This is a genomic window from Paenibacillus catalpae, from assembly GCF_900112695.1.
Lineage (GTDB): Bacteria > Bacillota > Bacilli > Paenibacillales > Paenibacillaceae > Pristimantibacillus > Pristimantibacillus catalpae.
In genome coordinates this window covers 1,523,109-1,537,376 of sequence record NZ_FOMT01000001.1, presented here as the reverse complement: position 1 = coordinate 1,537,376, position 14,268 = coordinate 1,523,109, and the positions used below count along the sequence as shown (strand labels likewise).

Below are 14,268 nucleotides of genomic sequence, written 5' to 3'. Positions count from 1 at the left end.
ATGCAATGTTTAAGAAAAGGTTTATTCCGTTTACACTGTCGCTTGCGATAGTATTATTAGCTGGATGCAGCTCGATTAGCAGCAACAACAGTATCACCAATAAGGAGGCAAATACCGTGCCCTCCAAGGAACTGGTCTATGCTACGGCCAAAGACATCAATGATATGAACCCTCATCTCTATCCAGGATCGATGCCGGCACAAGGCATCGTATATGAATCATTGGTTGAGAATACAGTAGACGGCATTAAACCTTTACTGGCGGAATCATGGGAGATCTCGGAGGATGGCAAAGTATATACGTTCCGTCTCCGGAAGAACGTAACCTTCCATGACGGGGCTCCGTTTAACGCGGAAGCCGTAAAGAAAAACATCGATGCCGTGCAAAAAAATGCAACGAAGCATGCTTGGATTAAACTATCCTCAAAGCTCGCGGAAACGAAGGTAATCGATGAGCACACCGTACAGTTGGTATTATCAGAGCCTTACTATCCGACCTTGCTTGAGCTGTCCATGACCAGGCCATACGTTTTCATTTCGCCGAATGATTTCATAAATGGCCAGACGAAGGACGGCGTTAATGGTTTTAACGGTACGGGTCCTTATAAATTAATTGAGCACAAGACCGATCAATATGCTGCTTTCGAAGCGAATGAGCATTATTGGAATGGCGTGCCTCGCGTGAACAAAATTACGGCAAAAGTGCTACCTGCAGGAGAGACGACTTTCTTGGCCTTGCAGAAGGGGGAAGTTGATTTTGTGTTTACGGACGATCGGGGAGCGGACAGCATAGATGTTGAAGCCATGAACATGCTGGCGGATACCGGGGAATTTCAATTGATCAGAAGCGAACCCATGAATACGAAAATGATCGTCGCCAATAGCAGCAGATTGGAAAGTCCCGCAGCCGATAAAGCCGTTCGCGAAGCGATTTGGTATTCCATTGACAGAGAAACGATTAGCAGGGAGCTCTTTAACGGGACAGAGGCTCCTGCCGAAACCCTCTTCTCATCCAATGTCAATTATGCCAACGTTGATTTGAAGAAAAGGGCATATGACGCAGAAACCGCTATGAGGCTTCTGGATGAAGCAGGCTGGACCTTGCAGGCTGGGGACGAAATCAGAAAGAAAGACAATAGAGAGTTGATCATGAGTCTTTACTACGACGCCAGTTCTTCCTCTCAAAAGGCAGAAGCAGAAATGCTTCAGAACGCGTTAAAGAAGATCGGCTTCCAATTGAATCTATTCGGAGAGGAATCCACCTCTATCGCGAGCAGGCGATCAACCGGAGAGTACGATTTGCTGTTTAATCAAACTTGGGGACTTGCATACGATCCGCAAAGTACGATTGCTTCTTTTACCTCAGAAGCGGCCTACTACCATACAACAAGCGGAATCCCCCAAGCCGACGAGCTTTACAAAAAAATCGATGAAGTCATGGTATCTTCCGATGAAGAGACCCGCAAGTCACTTTATAAGGATATATTAACGATCGTTCATGACGAGGCCGTCTTCATTCCGATTACGAACGGAAGCGTGACGGTTGTCGCTCCGACAGCTTTGAAGGGCATCTCTTTTAAGCAAACGCAATTCGAATTGCCGTTCGAGCAAATGTATTTCCAATAAGATATGTTAAATAGAACGGGACTTCCCCTTTCTATATAAAGAAGGAGAATTTCATGGGCGGATATATCCTCAAGAGATCCTTGCTTGCGATTCCATTGCTGCTAACCATCTCTTTTATAACGTTTGTTCTAAATGCGCTTTCCCCGATGGATCCGGCCGAAGTCGTGCTTCACGCGCAAGGCGTACCCCGAATAACAGATGAGCTGCTAGCGGAGACAAGAAGGGCTCTCGGAATGGAACAACCGTTTCTTATCCGATATTTCGACTGGTTACTTTCCTGCTTGCAGTTAGACTTCGGCAACTCTTATGTCACGGGCAAGCCGGTATGGTCCTTGCTGGGGCCAGCCTTCTTGAACACCTTGCAATTAACGATTATTTCGGTAGTAGCCGTTATCGCTCTTTCTATTGGATTAGGAATGATCAGCGCGTTAACGGAAGGTAAAAATTTAGATAAATCAATTAGAGGCGTGGCGTTTGTCCTGACTTCCATGCCTCCCTACTTGTTGGCAGCCCTGTTAGTCTGGTACTTCTCTGTAAAACTCGATTGGCTCCCGACTAACGGGATGGATTCCATTCAAAGCTATATTTTACCTGTCAGCGTTATCACGATAAACTATGCGGGGATCTATTTTCGAATCGTCAGGAGCGCTATGCTTGCTAATTTGAATGAAGATTATGTGCTATTCGGCAGGGCATGCGGGTTGCCTGAAGGCAGAATCAAGATTCGCCTCTTGAGGAATTCCTTGCAGGTAGCCATCTCCGTATTTTGCATGGCTATTCCAATCATTCTGGGGAGTACGGTTGTTATCGAGAATCTGTTTGCTTGGCCCGGACTCGGGATGCTGAGCGTCAAATCGATTCTAAGCAGAGATTTCCCCATTATCCAAGCGTACGTGCTCGTATTGGCGGCTGCTTTTGTTGTGGTCAACACATTTTCCGATATAATCAACGCGCTGATAAATCCTAAATTAAGGGAAGATATGTAATGAAACGATTCCATTATCTTTTTAAGGATAGGTTGGCTCTTCTGTCCGTCTTTATTATAACAAGCACGTTAGCAGCTGGGGTATTTGCACCGTGGATTGCACCAAACGATCCGGAAGAGGTTCATATGGAACTGAGATTTGCCTCTGCCAGTTGGGAGTATCTGCTGGGTAATGATCATTTGGGGCGCTGCGTTTTATCGCGATTAATTTACGGCATCCGCCCCAGTGTTCTTTGGGTACTAGTCACACTTGCCATTTCATTAGGAATAGGCACCATCATAGGATTTATATCGGGATATTTCAAAGGGAAAATTGATGCCCTCTTGATGAGGGTCTGCGATATCGCGCTTTCTTTCCCTGGGTACGTGATGACTCTGGCAATCATCGGCGTTCTCGGGGTGGGGCTGGAAAATATTCTCCTTGCATTCGTGCTCATGAAATGGGCGTGGTTTGCGCGCATCATTCGCACTTCTGTTATGCAGTATTCCAATGCAGAATACATAAAGTTCTCCAAGGCTTTGGGAGTCGGCAGCTTCAGGATTATGTGGAAGCATATCGTGCCCGTCTCGCTTCCGGACATTGCGGTTACGTCTAGCAGCGCCTTCAGCTCCATGATTTTGCAACTTTCAGGATTTTCTTTTCTTGGTTTGGGGGTTCAGGCTCCGCAAGCAGAGTGGGGAATGATGTTGAATGAGGCAAGGCAAGTCATGTTCTCAAGACCGGAATTGATGCTGGCACCGGGGATAACCACCATTATTTTCGTATCGGCCGTCAATTTCTTTACCGATGCGCTTCAAGTCGCTTTGGATCCTAAATTAATGTCTGTCACTAAGAAGAAGCAAGGAAAAGGAATATACCAAGCGGCGAATCTGCATGGGAAGGCTTGATTCAAGTATGAGTATCCTACAAGTATCGAATTTGCGAATTTGGGACGGCATTACGGGAAAAGTATTAGTCCCGAATAGTTCGTTCGAGCTTAAGCCGGAAAGCTGTTTGGCTATCGTCGGCGAAAGCGGCAGCGGAAAATCTCTCACCTGCAGAGCAATCATGAAACTGAATAAAAAAACGATCCGCCAATCCGGCGATATTTCATGTAATGGAGTCCGTTTAAACCAGCTTGCCGAGAAAGAAATGAGGCGAAGAAGGGGAAAGCAGCTTTACATGATTCTGCAGAACGGAATGCGAGCCTTTGATCCGACGAGTGTTATCGGCGTTCACATAAGGGATACGCTAATGCACCATTATGGCTGGAATCGAAGCGAAATCGTTGAGAAAATGAAGCAGGCGATGCTGAGCGTACGGCTGCAAGACCCGGTTGAGATCATGAATAAGTACCCTCACCAGCTGTCAGGTGGAATGCTTCAGCGGGTAATGATTAGTTTGGCCATCGTATTGGAACCCGATATTATTATCGCGGATGAACCAACATCGGCACTGGATTCCGTCTCCAAATACGAGGTTATGGAACAGTTCGTTCGTTTACGGGAGAAGATAGGGTGTTCCATGATCTTCGTATCTCATGATTTAAGCGTAGTCAGAAGGCTGGCAGACGAGGTTCTCGTGATGAGAAACGGCAACATTGTCGAACGAGGGGATGCCTCGATCTTGTTTTCAGAAGCCAAGCATGAATATACGCGGTTTTTAGTATCCTCGCAGACGGAGCTTAATGACCATTTTAGGAGGGTAATGGGAGGGCCGGATTATGTTAGTCGTGGATCGCGTTAATATGTCCTATAGAAAAGGCGGCATGTTCTCTCGTGAAAAGCAGCAAGTATTGAAAAATATCAGCTTCCAATACGAACAAGGGGAATGCCTGGGCATTATTGGGGAGAGCGGGTGCGGCAAGTCCACATTGGGAAGATTGCTAATGGGAATAGAGAAGCCCGAGAGAGGAACGATCTTATTAAAAGGTGAGGATATAGGAAGGAAAAGCGCCAGAAAGGGGAGGATAAGCGCTGTATTCCAGGACTATACCTCTTCGATTAACCCTTATTTTACGGTTGAACAGGCTGTTATGGAATCTCTGAATATGAAAACAAGCAGCCGGAAGTTCAACCAAAGCAAAGTCGATCATCTCTTGCAGCATGTAGGTTTGGAACCGTCTTGCCGCTATAAGTACCCGCACGAGTTATCGGGAGGTCAAATCCAGAGAGTATGCATCGCAAGAGCAATTGCGACGGAATCTCCATGCATTCTATTGGATGAAGCGATTAGTTCCTTGGATGGATCCGTTCAAATGCAAGTATTGCAATTACTGAAAAAACTCAAGGAAAACGATAAGCTTGGTTATATTTTTATAACCCATGATATAAAAGCCGCAGCTTTTATATGCGACAGAGTCATGATCATGAGAAGCGGTCAGGTCGAGGAAATTGTGAACATTGAACATTTAAATAACGTTCAATCCCCTTATGCCAGGAAGATGCTGCAGATGATTATTAATTAACGTGTTATTAGAAAGGAGCGGGGCATTGAAAGGTGCTTTGTCGTGGCCGTTTCTGCGTTTATATTTATTATCCCTATTATATTTTAGCGCGAATTCGATTCTAAACGTCCTTATCCCCTTAAAAGGAGATTCATTGGGGGCAAGCAATACCGAAATTGGGCTCATAATGGGAGCGTACTTATTTACAACCATGTTACTCCGGCCTTGGGCAGGCCATATCATTCAACAAAAGGGACCTGTTCAGGTATTGCGTACAATCATCGTTATTAACGGATTGGCTCTGATTTTATATACTTTTACCGGTCTGGAAGGCTACTTCTTTGCTCGCATGCTACAGGGAGCGTGTACGGCCTTCTTCTCGATGGCTCTTCAGCTCGGCATTATTGATGCGTTGCCGGATAAGGAACGTTCGCAAGGAATCTCCCTGTATTCCTTATTTGCTTCAATCCCCAATGTAATTGGTCCCTTATTGGCGGTAGGAATATGGCAGTCTGGAGAAATGACTTCTTTTGCATGGACGATGTTAGCTATTGTCATCCTTACGGGGGTTGCGGGTTTTAGCATTCGAATAGACAATCCGCAAGTTTCTGCACCCGGACCGACGGAACAGAGAGTATCGCACTTTCGATCCTTTAGCCAACTGTATACCAATCCTTATTTATTTAGATGCAGTGTCATTATGCTAATCGCATCCATTGTATTTGGAGCCATAACTACGTTTATTCCTTTGTACGCCGCGGAGATTCCAAACGGCAGCGCAGCTGTATACCTTACGTTGCAAGCAGGAACCATTGTAGCTGCCCGGTTCTTCCTGAGGAAAAGAATCCCGTCTGATGGAAAATGGCATGCTGGTTATGTCATGACCATTGCGCTTATTGTAGCAGCTTCATCGCTTGGCGTTTGCGTAAGCGGCTCTGTCTGGGGCGGGACAATCTTGTTTTATATAAGCGCATGTTTAATGGGAATCTCTCAAGCGCTGCTATATCCGACGTTAACAACCTATTTGTCCTTCGTGCTTCCGCAGCAGGGACGCAATGTGCTTCTGGGCTTATTTATCGCTATGGCAGATTTGGGAGTTTCGATGGGAGGTGCCGCAATGGGTCCGCTTGCGGATCTAACTTCTTTTTCCGTTATGTATTTGATTTGTGCTTTTCTCGGTGTCTTAATGGCAGTCTTCTCATACGACCGACGGGGGAAATTGTCCAGCGCGGCAACTTTGGATAGCTAAAGCACAGGAGGATTTTATAAAATCAGGAAGCAGTTCAGGATCTGTCTAGCAGGTTTTGGCTGCTTTTTGTATTGGAATCGCAGGGAGGAGAGCCGGCTTAGCTCATGTATTGAAATAATTTCTGTTTATTTGGTATGCTTAAAACTAGTATATATACCGAAAACAGCATAACAACGAAAGGAAGACGGAAATTTATGGATAAGCACAGCAAAGTACTGGAAATGGTAAATACCATGTCCAGGCATGGCTGGAGAATTACCGAGCAGCGAAAAAGATTGGCTCAAATTTTTGTCGACCATGACGGTTATTTATCGCCGAAAGACGTATATGACCAATTATCCAACTATTACCCAAACGTCAGTTTTGACACGGTTTATCGAAACCTTCGTATGTTAAGCGAGATGGGAGTACTGGAGCATTTTTATTTTATTGACGGCGGTCTGAAATTCCGGGAAAGCTGCAATTCCCATCACCATCATCATTTAATTTGCGTCAACTGTGAAAAAACACTCGCATTTGAAGATTGTCCAATGGAGCTTGGCGTACAACTTCCCGGCAATTTTAAAATATTGCGTCATCGTTTTGAAGTCTATGGCCTATGTGAAGAATGCCAAGTTTAGCTATACAAATACGAAAAACCGCTCCGGTCCGTGCATCGCGCACGGCCGAGCGGTTTTTTTTTGCTTTTGCTTCCTCTTTCAAGCGGTTTACTGCGATGCGCCGATCGAGACCTCGCCAGTACGGTTATTCCGGCGCTGCTCGACCATTACGTCCGGCACATTCGTATCCATCGCGTCGACGCCCATCGCCATCAGCTGCACGAATACGGCAGGATCGTCGGACATGCTGCCGTAGACGTAGAAGCCGCGGTCGTGCAGCTGCGAAACCCGATCCTTGGATAGAAACTGAAGCGGCGTATTCAAGATTTGCGCCCCGAGCTCCTCAAGCAGCTCGATTGGTTTGTCGACCTCGCGCGCGCAGATCGCGGCCGTCAGAACGTCCGCATTCATGTCGCGTACGGCCTTCACCAGATCATGCCGGAACGACATTATCTGCGCTTGACCGTTCATGCCGTGCTCGGCGACAAGCCGGGCCGTCCGGTGGGCGAGGGCAGGGTCTTCACGATCCGCCGGCTGCTTTAATTCAATGCTGAGGCGGATTCGGTCCCGCGCCCAGGCAAGCACCTCCTCAAGCGTTGGAACAAGCTCGCCGGTAAAGTCCTTCGAGAACCACGAGCCGGCATCAAGCGCGCGAAGCTCCGCAAGCGTATAATCATGCAACGGACCATGTCCGTTCGTCGTTTTGTCAACCGTCAGGTCGTGAAAGACGACGACTTCACCGTCCTTCGTCAGTTGCACGTCGAGCTCGATTAGATCCGCCCCGCAAGCCAGACCGCGTTCAAATGCAGCCATTGTATTCTCCGGCGCATACGCCGATGCGCCGCGGTGTGCCCCTACGGCAATTCCGTTTAATCCCTTGAACATCGTACCTCTCTTCATGCTTCAGCATCCTTTCCGGATCAAGATTGGTTCATTGTAGCATGTATATGCCTCCGGAAAGGATAAGAATTTGTTAAAACGGTTTAATGCTACTTTTATCCTATTTAATGGGAAAATATACCCAAAACTATCTGGATATGCGTGAGTAATTATGGAAAATCCCGAATTTACAAAAAATAATCATATATTTAAAACGAATTTTACAAAACCGGTTTAAGCTTATATTCAGAATGGTATCTACCGTTCACGCATCGGAGCAAGACAATGAAAGGGAGGTTCGACGATTTTTGGCTACCATCGACGACGTAGCGAAGGCATCCGGCGTATCCAAGGGCACGGTTTCGAACGTATTCAGCCGGAAGCGGCCCATCAGCAAAGAAGTGACCGAGCGCGTTCTCGCGGCGGCCAAAGCGCTGCACTATAAGCCGAATTACTGGGCGAGAAGCCTCGTCAACCGTTCGACGCGTATACTCGGATTGAATATCCGGGGCGAATCGTTCCAGTTTGGCCAATTTCACCTGTCTCTAATGAACGGGGTGCTGCGCGTCTGCTACGAGCATGGCTACAGACTTCTCGTTAACACCCTGTCACCCGCGTACCTCAGCCGGGTCGAGCACATCGCCTCCGATCCGGTCGACGGCGAGATCCTGCTGGATCCCCTCGAAGGGGATGAGCGGATCGCGGACCGGTTCCATATCGGCCTGCCCGTTGTCATTGTGGGCCGCCCCCCGGGACCCTACGAAGGGAAGGTCAGTTACGTCGACAACGACAACATTGGCATGGCGGCTCAAGTGACGAGGTACTTGCTGGATCTCGGGCATCGGGACATCCTGTTCCTGAACGCTCCCGCCGGAAGCACCGTATCGGCGGATCGCGGCGCGGGTTATGCCGCGGCCTTCTGGCAGGCGGGTCTCGAACCGAAGTCAGGGCGGATGCTGTACAAGCCGCTGCAAGACTCGCCCTCGCATGCCTTCGGCTACGAATCGGCGCTCGCCGCTTTAGCGGCTTCGCCGGACGTGACGGCCGTTATCGCCGATACCGACACGATGGCACTCGGCGTATACAAGGCGGCGGAGCAGCTCGGACTGCGCATACCGGAGCAATTGTCGGTATTCGCATTCAGCGACGATTCCGTACTCTCTCCGGAATTCTCGCCACCGCTCACGGGCGTTCGGCTCCATGCCGACCGGCTGGGAGCCGAGGCGACTCGGCTGCTGCTCGAGCAGCTCGGCACAGCGGAGAAATCCGTCAAGCGGGTGCTCGTACCGTCGGAGCTCGTAATACGCGGCTCCTGCGCCCCGCCGGCGCCAATATATCCATAGAACGCTGGTCAATCGAACTCGGCCGGCCTCGCACGGTTGACGCTTTGCAAGTCTGCCCGCCATGCTCGTTTCGCTTATTTAATTGCCGTTTAACTTACAAGTCAATCGCTTGGTTCACGACGTTTACGATCCATCACACATCACACAACACGCATGATGCTCGCGTGTTCAGGAGGGTAACAAACGAAATGAAGAACAAATTATGGTTGACGATGTCGACGGTCGCCGTCGCAGGAACAATGCTTCTGTCGGGCTGCGGCTCGGAAAGCGACGACAGTAACGTGGCGAATACAGGCGGCAATGCCGCCAACGCGCCAGCCAATGCACCGGCGAATGCCCCGGCCGGAGATATGAAGCTGCGCATTCTCGACGCCAACATTGGCGGAAAGACGCCGGAAGAGAACGCAAAGTTCGAAGCGGAGATCAAACGCCTGACAGGCATTGAAGCGAAGCTCGAGAAACCGGCAAGCGATTACGACCAAAAGGTGCTGACCGCACTCGGCTCCGGCGAGAAGTATGACCTGATCGAGCTCAGCGATCTTAACAAGCTGGCAAGCTTCGTCGACCAAGGAGTCGTGTCGGATTTGACCGATTTTGTCACCAAATCTCCGGTGTTGTCCGATCCGGCCGTCGTTCCGGCGGGTGAATGGGATCAGTTGAAGAGCAAGGACGGAAATATCGTGGCCGTCTTTAGTAAATTCCAGGGCGGCACGATGCCGATTGTCCGTAAAGACTGGCTCGACAAGCTGGGTCTGAAAGAACCTAAGACGCTCGATGAGTTTTACAACGTCCTAAAAGCGTTCAAAGAAAATGATCCTGACGGCAATGGCAAGAACGATACGTACGGTCTGAGCACATCCGGTTTATATGATATCCAAGGCTTCATGAGCGCGGCGGGTCTTAAAGCCCGCTACGTGATGAAAGACGGCAAACGCACGATCCCGTACGCGACGGAAGCAGCGGTCCCGATGTATGAATGGTTCGCGAAGCTCGTGAAAGAAGGCATCATGGATCCGAACTTCGTCACGAACGACAGCGGAAAGATGCGTAACTTGTTCCTCACAGACCGCGTAGGCATGGTTACGTACTGGGATGCTTGGGTTGGCATGTTCAACAGCATGAAGAAAACGGAAGACCCGAACACCAAATTCCAGGCGGAAGCGCTGGAGAGCATTCCGGGCGCTGACGGCAGTATCCTTATGCGCCGCGGGGATCCGGACTTCTGGATTATCCCAGCCAACGCCGAACATCCGGACGCCGCGAAGAAATTCCTGGAGTTCTGGCATACGGAACCGGGCATCATGCTAGGCAGCCTGGGCATTGAGAATGAGGATTATACCAAGGAAGGCGACGCGTACAAGCTGACGCCAACCGGCACGGAGCACAATATGGACCACGGGGTGCCGTTCTGGTACAACCAAAACGTCAAATATCCGTTCGGCAAACTGCCTGGTGTCCAAGAAGCGCAGGATCTCGTGACGAAGAACGCGACGCTTGAGCTGACGCTGCCGACATGGCCGGATGCGGAAAAAATCGTAAATGATTACGCGCTCAAGGCAATGTCCGGCCAAATGGACGCCGCCGAAGCCGTGAAAAAAATGCACGACGAGCTGCTAGGCAAAAAACTGATCGACGAATAGGCCTTTCGAGTCCGCCGCCCGCGGGATCGGATTCGCAAATCTTGCATAGCACGATGAGGCAGGCAGGGGAGCAAGAATCCCCTGCTTGCCCGCTTTTCTTCCCGATATTGGTTTCTTTTACCAGATAAGGACGTGGATAAAGTCATGAAGATCTTGAAGAGATACGGCGCGCTTTACGTGATGATGGTGCCGGTCGTCGCCTATTTTCTTGTATTTGCTTATTACCCGCTCGTGAAAGGACTGCAGACCAGCTTCCAGGATTACAAGCTGATGGGCGACCGGCCCTATGTCGGGTTTACGAACTACAACGCCGTGCTGCACGATTCGACGTTCTGGGATGCCATGGTCAACACGCTCGTTATCGGTGGAGGCATCCTCTTCTTCAGCTTCATCGCGCCGCTGATCCTCGCGCTGTCGCTCAACGAAGTGCTGCAGGCCTGGTACAAGAAGCTGACCCAAATGATTCTGTATGTGCCGCATTTGCTGTCCTGGGTCGTCATTGGGGGGATCTGGATCTTCCTATTGTCGCCGGACAACGGCCTTGTCAATATGTTATTGGTTCATTTTTTTCATATATCGCCGATCAATTTCTTGTCGGACCCAACCTTAGCGCGATGGATCGTCATTCTCCTCACCGCTTGGAAGGAAATGGGCTACACCTGCATTCTGTTCCTGGCGGCCATCGTGTCCATAAATCCGTCGTTGTACGAAGCGGCGCGCATGGACGGTGCGTCGCGTTGGAATCAGCTGATTTACGTGACGATCCCACAGCTCGGCAACACGATGAAGGTTGTTTTTTTGCTGAATACGCTTGGCGTCTTGCGGATTTTCGACCAGGTGTTCATTCTGCGCAACCCTACGGTCGCCTCGAAGTTGGATGTGCTGATGATGTACACGTTCCAGAAAGGGATTCTGGAGATCAAGCTCGGCCCCGCGGCCGCGGCCAGCTTCTTCATCCTGATAATAACGCTGGCACTGACGCTCGTCGTGCGGCGAATGACACGATTTGATGAGGTGTAAACAATGTCCGATCGATTCGAACGGTTAGGTTGGAAGAATAAAGCATTCGATACGTTAAACGCGCTGTTTTTGCTAGTCTTGATGCTGACCATGATCGTCCCGTTTGTTAACGTGCTGGCACTATCCTTCTCATCGGGCACCGCTTCCATGCAGCCGGATATCGTGCTGTGGCCGAAGCAGTTCAATGCGGAAGGGTACGAGATCGTATGGAAAAGCCTCGATATATGGCGGCCGCTGCTCAACAGCGTCATCGTGACGCTGATCGGCACGACTCTGCACGTGCTGCTGTCCAGTCTGGCGGGTTATGTCTTCATCTATCCCCGTCTGCCGGGCAGAAAGCTGATGATTACATTCATTCTGATTACGATGATGGTGCCGCAGGAAGCGATTATGATTCCGCTCTACGTGGTCAACAAGGATTTGCACCTGATTAATACGCTGACCGCGCTTGTGCTGTCGGGTCTCGTATCCGGTTTTTCGATTCTGCTCATGCGTAACTTTTTCCTGAACATTCCGCATGAGATGTCGGAGTCCGCCAAGATCGACGGCGCCGGCGAATTCCGCATCTTTTTGACGATGTACTTGCGTCTTGCGGCTGCGGGGCTTGCGACCGTGACGCTGTTCGAGTTCGTCGGAAGGTGGAACATGTTCACGGCGCCGGTTATGTTCCTCAGCGACTCCACGAAATATACGCTTCAAGTCGCTTTGAAAGCAATGATCATCGACACGAGCAGCAACTCCGGTACCTATTTGGTCACGACGAATGTTCGGATGGCGGGTATTGTCATCAGCATTATTCCGCTGCTTGCCATATACCCGTTCGTGCAGAAATATTTCATGAAGGGCATTCTGCTCGGTGCCAGCAAAGAATAGGAGGGTGAACGATGGAGAAGGGACAACGGCGGCTTACTATGCACAGAAGGATCGGCAAGGACGAAGAACGCTCCTATTTGGAGGTTCCGTTTCATTTGGAAGGGCGCGTGGAGCGCATCGATGTGTCTTACCGTTATGAGCAATCAGGGGCGGAGGCGGTCGTCGACATCGGTCTATGTTCACCGGATGGGATCGTCGGCTGGAGCGGCGGCGCCCGTGCTTCGTTCTTTGTCGGGACGGAGCTTGCGACGCCGGGCTATCTGGCAAGACCGATCATCGAAGGCGAATGGGCTGTGCTGCTCGGAGCGTACAAAATTCCCGCGGACGGTACGATGGTGACGGTTGACGTCGTGCTGACCGAGCCGCACGAAAGATGGATGAAAGGCGACCTGCACATGCACAGCGTGCATAGCGACGGGCGGTATACGATAGAATCGGCCAAAGCGTCGTGCGCCGCGCGAGGACTTGACTTCATGGCGCTGACCGACCACAATACGTTGTCGCAGAACCAGTCCGCGCTTGTGCCCGATGAGCGACTGCTGCTGCTGCCAGGCGTAGAGCTGACGAGCTATTTCGGCCATGCCAACGTGTACGGAGCGCCGGAGGCGCTGCGGGACTTCCGCGTCACGACGCCGGAGGGAGCGAAAGCGGAGCTGGGCGACATTCGGGCGAAGGGCGGCTTCGTGTCGCTAAACCATCCGTTCTGTCCGTCCTGCCCTTGGGAGCTTGGCTTTGATTTGCCGTACGACGCGATCGAAGTCTGGAACGGCCCGTGGCGGGCGCTCAACGAGCATGCCGTCGCCTGGTGGCAGGAACAGCTGGCGGCCGGACGCCGCCTGATCGCGCTCGGGGGTAGCGATACGCATGCCGAAGACCGGTTCGTGAAGCATGGCCGGCCAACGGCTGCCGTGCGGACGGATACCGGGACGGCGCAGGGCGTGCTGGATAGCATTCGGCGGGGACGCGTCGTCTTGTCGTTCGATCCCGACGAGACATTCCTGAACCTGACGTCCGGGGCGTACGGCGTCGGCGATCAGATGCCGCGGGCGGAGATCGACGGGACGGGAGCGATTCCACTTGTCATCGACGTGGAAGGCGCGCGGGGTGACCACGTCACACTGTGGTCGGATCGCGGAATTGAAGCGGCGTGGCACATCGCCGCATCGGCTGAAGTTCCGGCGAAGGCGTGGGAAGCGGACGTTTCGGACGGCGGCTGGGTCGTACAGCGCGAGATCGCCGCGCTGCGCGAGCTTGGTGCTCCGGCAATGACCGCTGCCGCTGCCATGGGGACGTCCGCGGTGCACGTTCCGGCGGCCGAGGCTCCGGACGGTCGTGTCCGCTTGCGGTTCGAAGGGAAGGCCGATCGGCTGTTCTACCGGCTGGAAGCTCGCCGAGACGGAGCAAGCACAGCCCAGTCCGTCATGACCTGCCTGACGAACCCGTTGTATATCGAGCGCGAGGTGGAATGAGGCGCCGGCGAATAGCCTGTCCTGACCTCGCGGAGCGACAAGAATATTTTCACAAAGAAAGTCGCATATCCTGCGGCTTTTTTTTTGTTTTGGTTTAACACCTTCGATACAGGATAAGCTGCCATTTTTATAGAATTAAAGAGAATGGTTCATAGATGAT

13 protein-coding genes are annotated in these 14,268 nt (G+C 51.0%); 12 read left to right on the top strand and 1 reads right to left on the bottom strand.

What is annotated here, in order from left to right; translation table 11 throughout:
- Positions 1-5: 5 nt before the first annotated feature.
- The 7 genes from cntA (at position 6) to BM200_RS06585 (ending at position 6,905) form a co-directional block, all read left to right on the top strand.
- Positions 6-1,625: a staphylopine-dependent metal ABC transporter substrate-binding lipoprotein gene (gene cntA, locus BM200_RS06615; RefSeq protein ID WP_091182824.1), complete on the top strand. Its 1,620-nt coding sequence runs from the start codon at positions 6-8 to the stop codon at positions 1,623-1,625.
- A gap of 53 nt (positions 1,626-1,678) precedes the next feature.
- Positions 1,679-2,611 carry a nickel/cobalt ABC transporter permease gene (opp1B, locus tag BM200_RS06610; protein ID WP_091182822.1) on the top strand — a complete coding sequence of 311 codons (933 nt, stop codon included), beginning with the start codon at positions 1,679-1,681 and terminating at the stop codon, positions 2,609-2,611.
- Positions 2,611-3,498: a staphylopine uptake ABC transporter permease subunit CntC gene (gene cntC / locus BM200_RS06605; RefSeq protein ID WP_091182820.1), complete on the top strand. Its 888-nt coding sequence runs from the start codon at positions 2,611-2,613 to the stop codon at positions 3,496-3,498. Before opp1B ends, cntC begins: the two co-directional genes overlap by 1 nt.
- Positions 3,499-3,505: 7 nt before the next feature.
- The gene (gene cntD, locus BM200_RS06600; RefSeq protein ID WP_091183561.1) at positions 3,506-4,336 is read left to right on the top strand and encodes a staphylopine uptake ABC transporter ATP-binding protein CntD; all 831 of its coding nucleotides are present in this window, start codon (positions 3,506-3,508) and stop codon (positions 4,334-4,336) included.
- Complete coding sequence (locus tag BM200_RS06595) at positions 4,314-5,057, top strand: ABC transporter ATP-binding protein (RefSeq protein ID WP_091182817.1); 744 nt, start codon at positions 4,314-4,316, stop codon at positions 5,055-5,057. Before cntD ends, BM200_RS06595 begins: the two co-directional genes overlap by 23 nt.
- Positions 5,058-5,082: 25 nt before the next feature.
- Entirely contained in the window at positions 5,083-6,285 is a 1,203-nt protein-coding gene (cntE, locus tag BM200_RS06590; RefSeq protein WP_091182815.1) for a staphylopine family metallophore export MFS transporter CntE, read from the top strand.
- A gap of 194 nt (positions 6,286-6,479) precedes the next feature.
- Entirely contained in the window at positions 6,480-6,905 is a 426-nt protein-coding gene (locus BM200_RS06585; RefSeq protein ID WP_091182811.1) for a Fur family transcriptional regulator, read from the top strand.
- A gap of 87 nt (positions 6,906-6,992) precedes the next feature.
- Here BM200_RS06585 and BM200_RS06580 read toward each other — a convergent pair whose 3' ends face one another.
- Complete coding sequence (locus tag BM200_RS06580; protein ID WP_091182810.1) at positions 6,993-7,784, bottom strand: glycerophosphodiester phosphodiesterase; 792 nt, start codon at positions 7,782-7,784, stop codon at positions 6,993-6,995.
- Between the two features lie 287 nt (positions 7,785-8,071).
- Here BM200_RS06580 and BM200_RS06575 point away from each other — a divergent pair, with 287 nt between their 5' ends.
- The 5 genes from BM200_RS06575 to BM200_RS06555 all read left to right on the top strand — a co-directional run bounded on the left by BM200_RS06575 (position 8,072) and on the right by BM200_RS06555 (position 14,108).
- Positions 8,072-9,106: a LacI family DNA-binding transcriptional regulator gene (locus tag BM200_RS06575; protein ID WP_091182807.1), complete on the top strand. Its 1,035-nt coding sequence runs from the start codon at positions 8,072-8,074 to the stop codon at positions 9,104-9,106.
- A gap of 188 nt (positions 9,107-9,294) precedes the next feature.
- A complete protein-coding gene (locus BM200_RS06570; RefSeq protein WP_091182806.1) occupies positions 9,295-10,746 on the top strand; it encodes an extracellular solute-binding protein in 1,452 nt (483 codons plus the stop codon).
- 144 nt (positions 10,747-10,890) lie between these two features.
- Positions 10,891-11,766: an ABC transporter permease subunit gene (locus BM200_RS06565; protein WP_091182803.1), complete on the top strand. Its 876-nt coding sequence runs from the start codon at positions 10,891-10,893 to the stop codon at positions 11,764-11,766.
- Between the two features lie 3 nt (positions 11,767-11,769).
- Positions 11,770-12,639 carry a carbohydrate ABC transporter permease gene (locus BM200_RS06560; protein WP_091182802.1) on the top strand — a complete coding sequence of 290 codons (870 nt, stop codon included), beginning with the start codon at positions 11,770-11,772 and terminating at the stop codon, positions 12,637-12,639.
- Positions 12,640-12,650: 11 nt separating this feature from the next.
- Complete coding sequence (locus BM200_RS06555) at positions 12,651-14,108, top strand: CehA/McbA family metallohydrolase (RefSeq protein ID WP_091182799.1); 1,458 nt, start codon at positions 12,651-12,653, stop codon at positions 14,106-14,108.
- Positions 14,109-14,268: the final 160 nt, after the last annotated feature.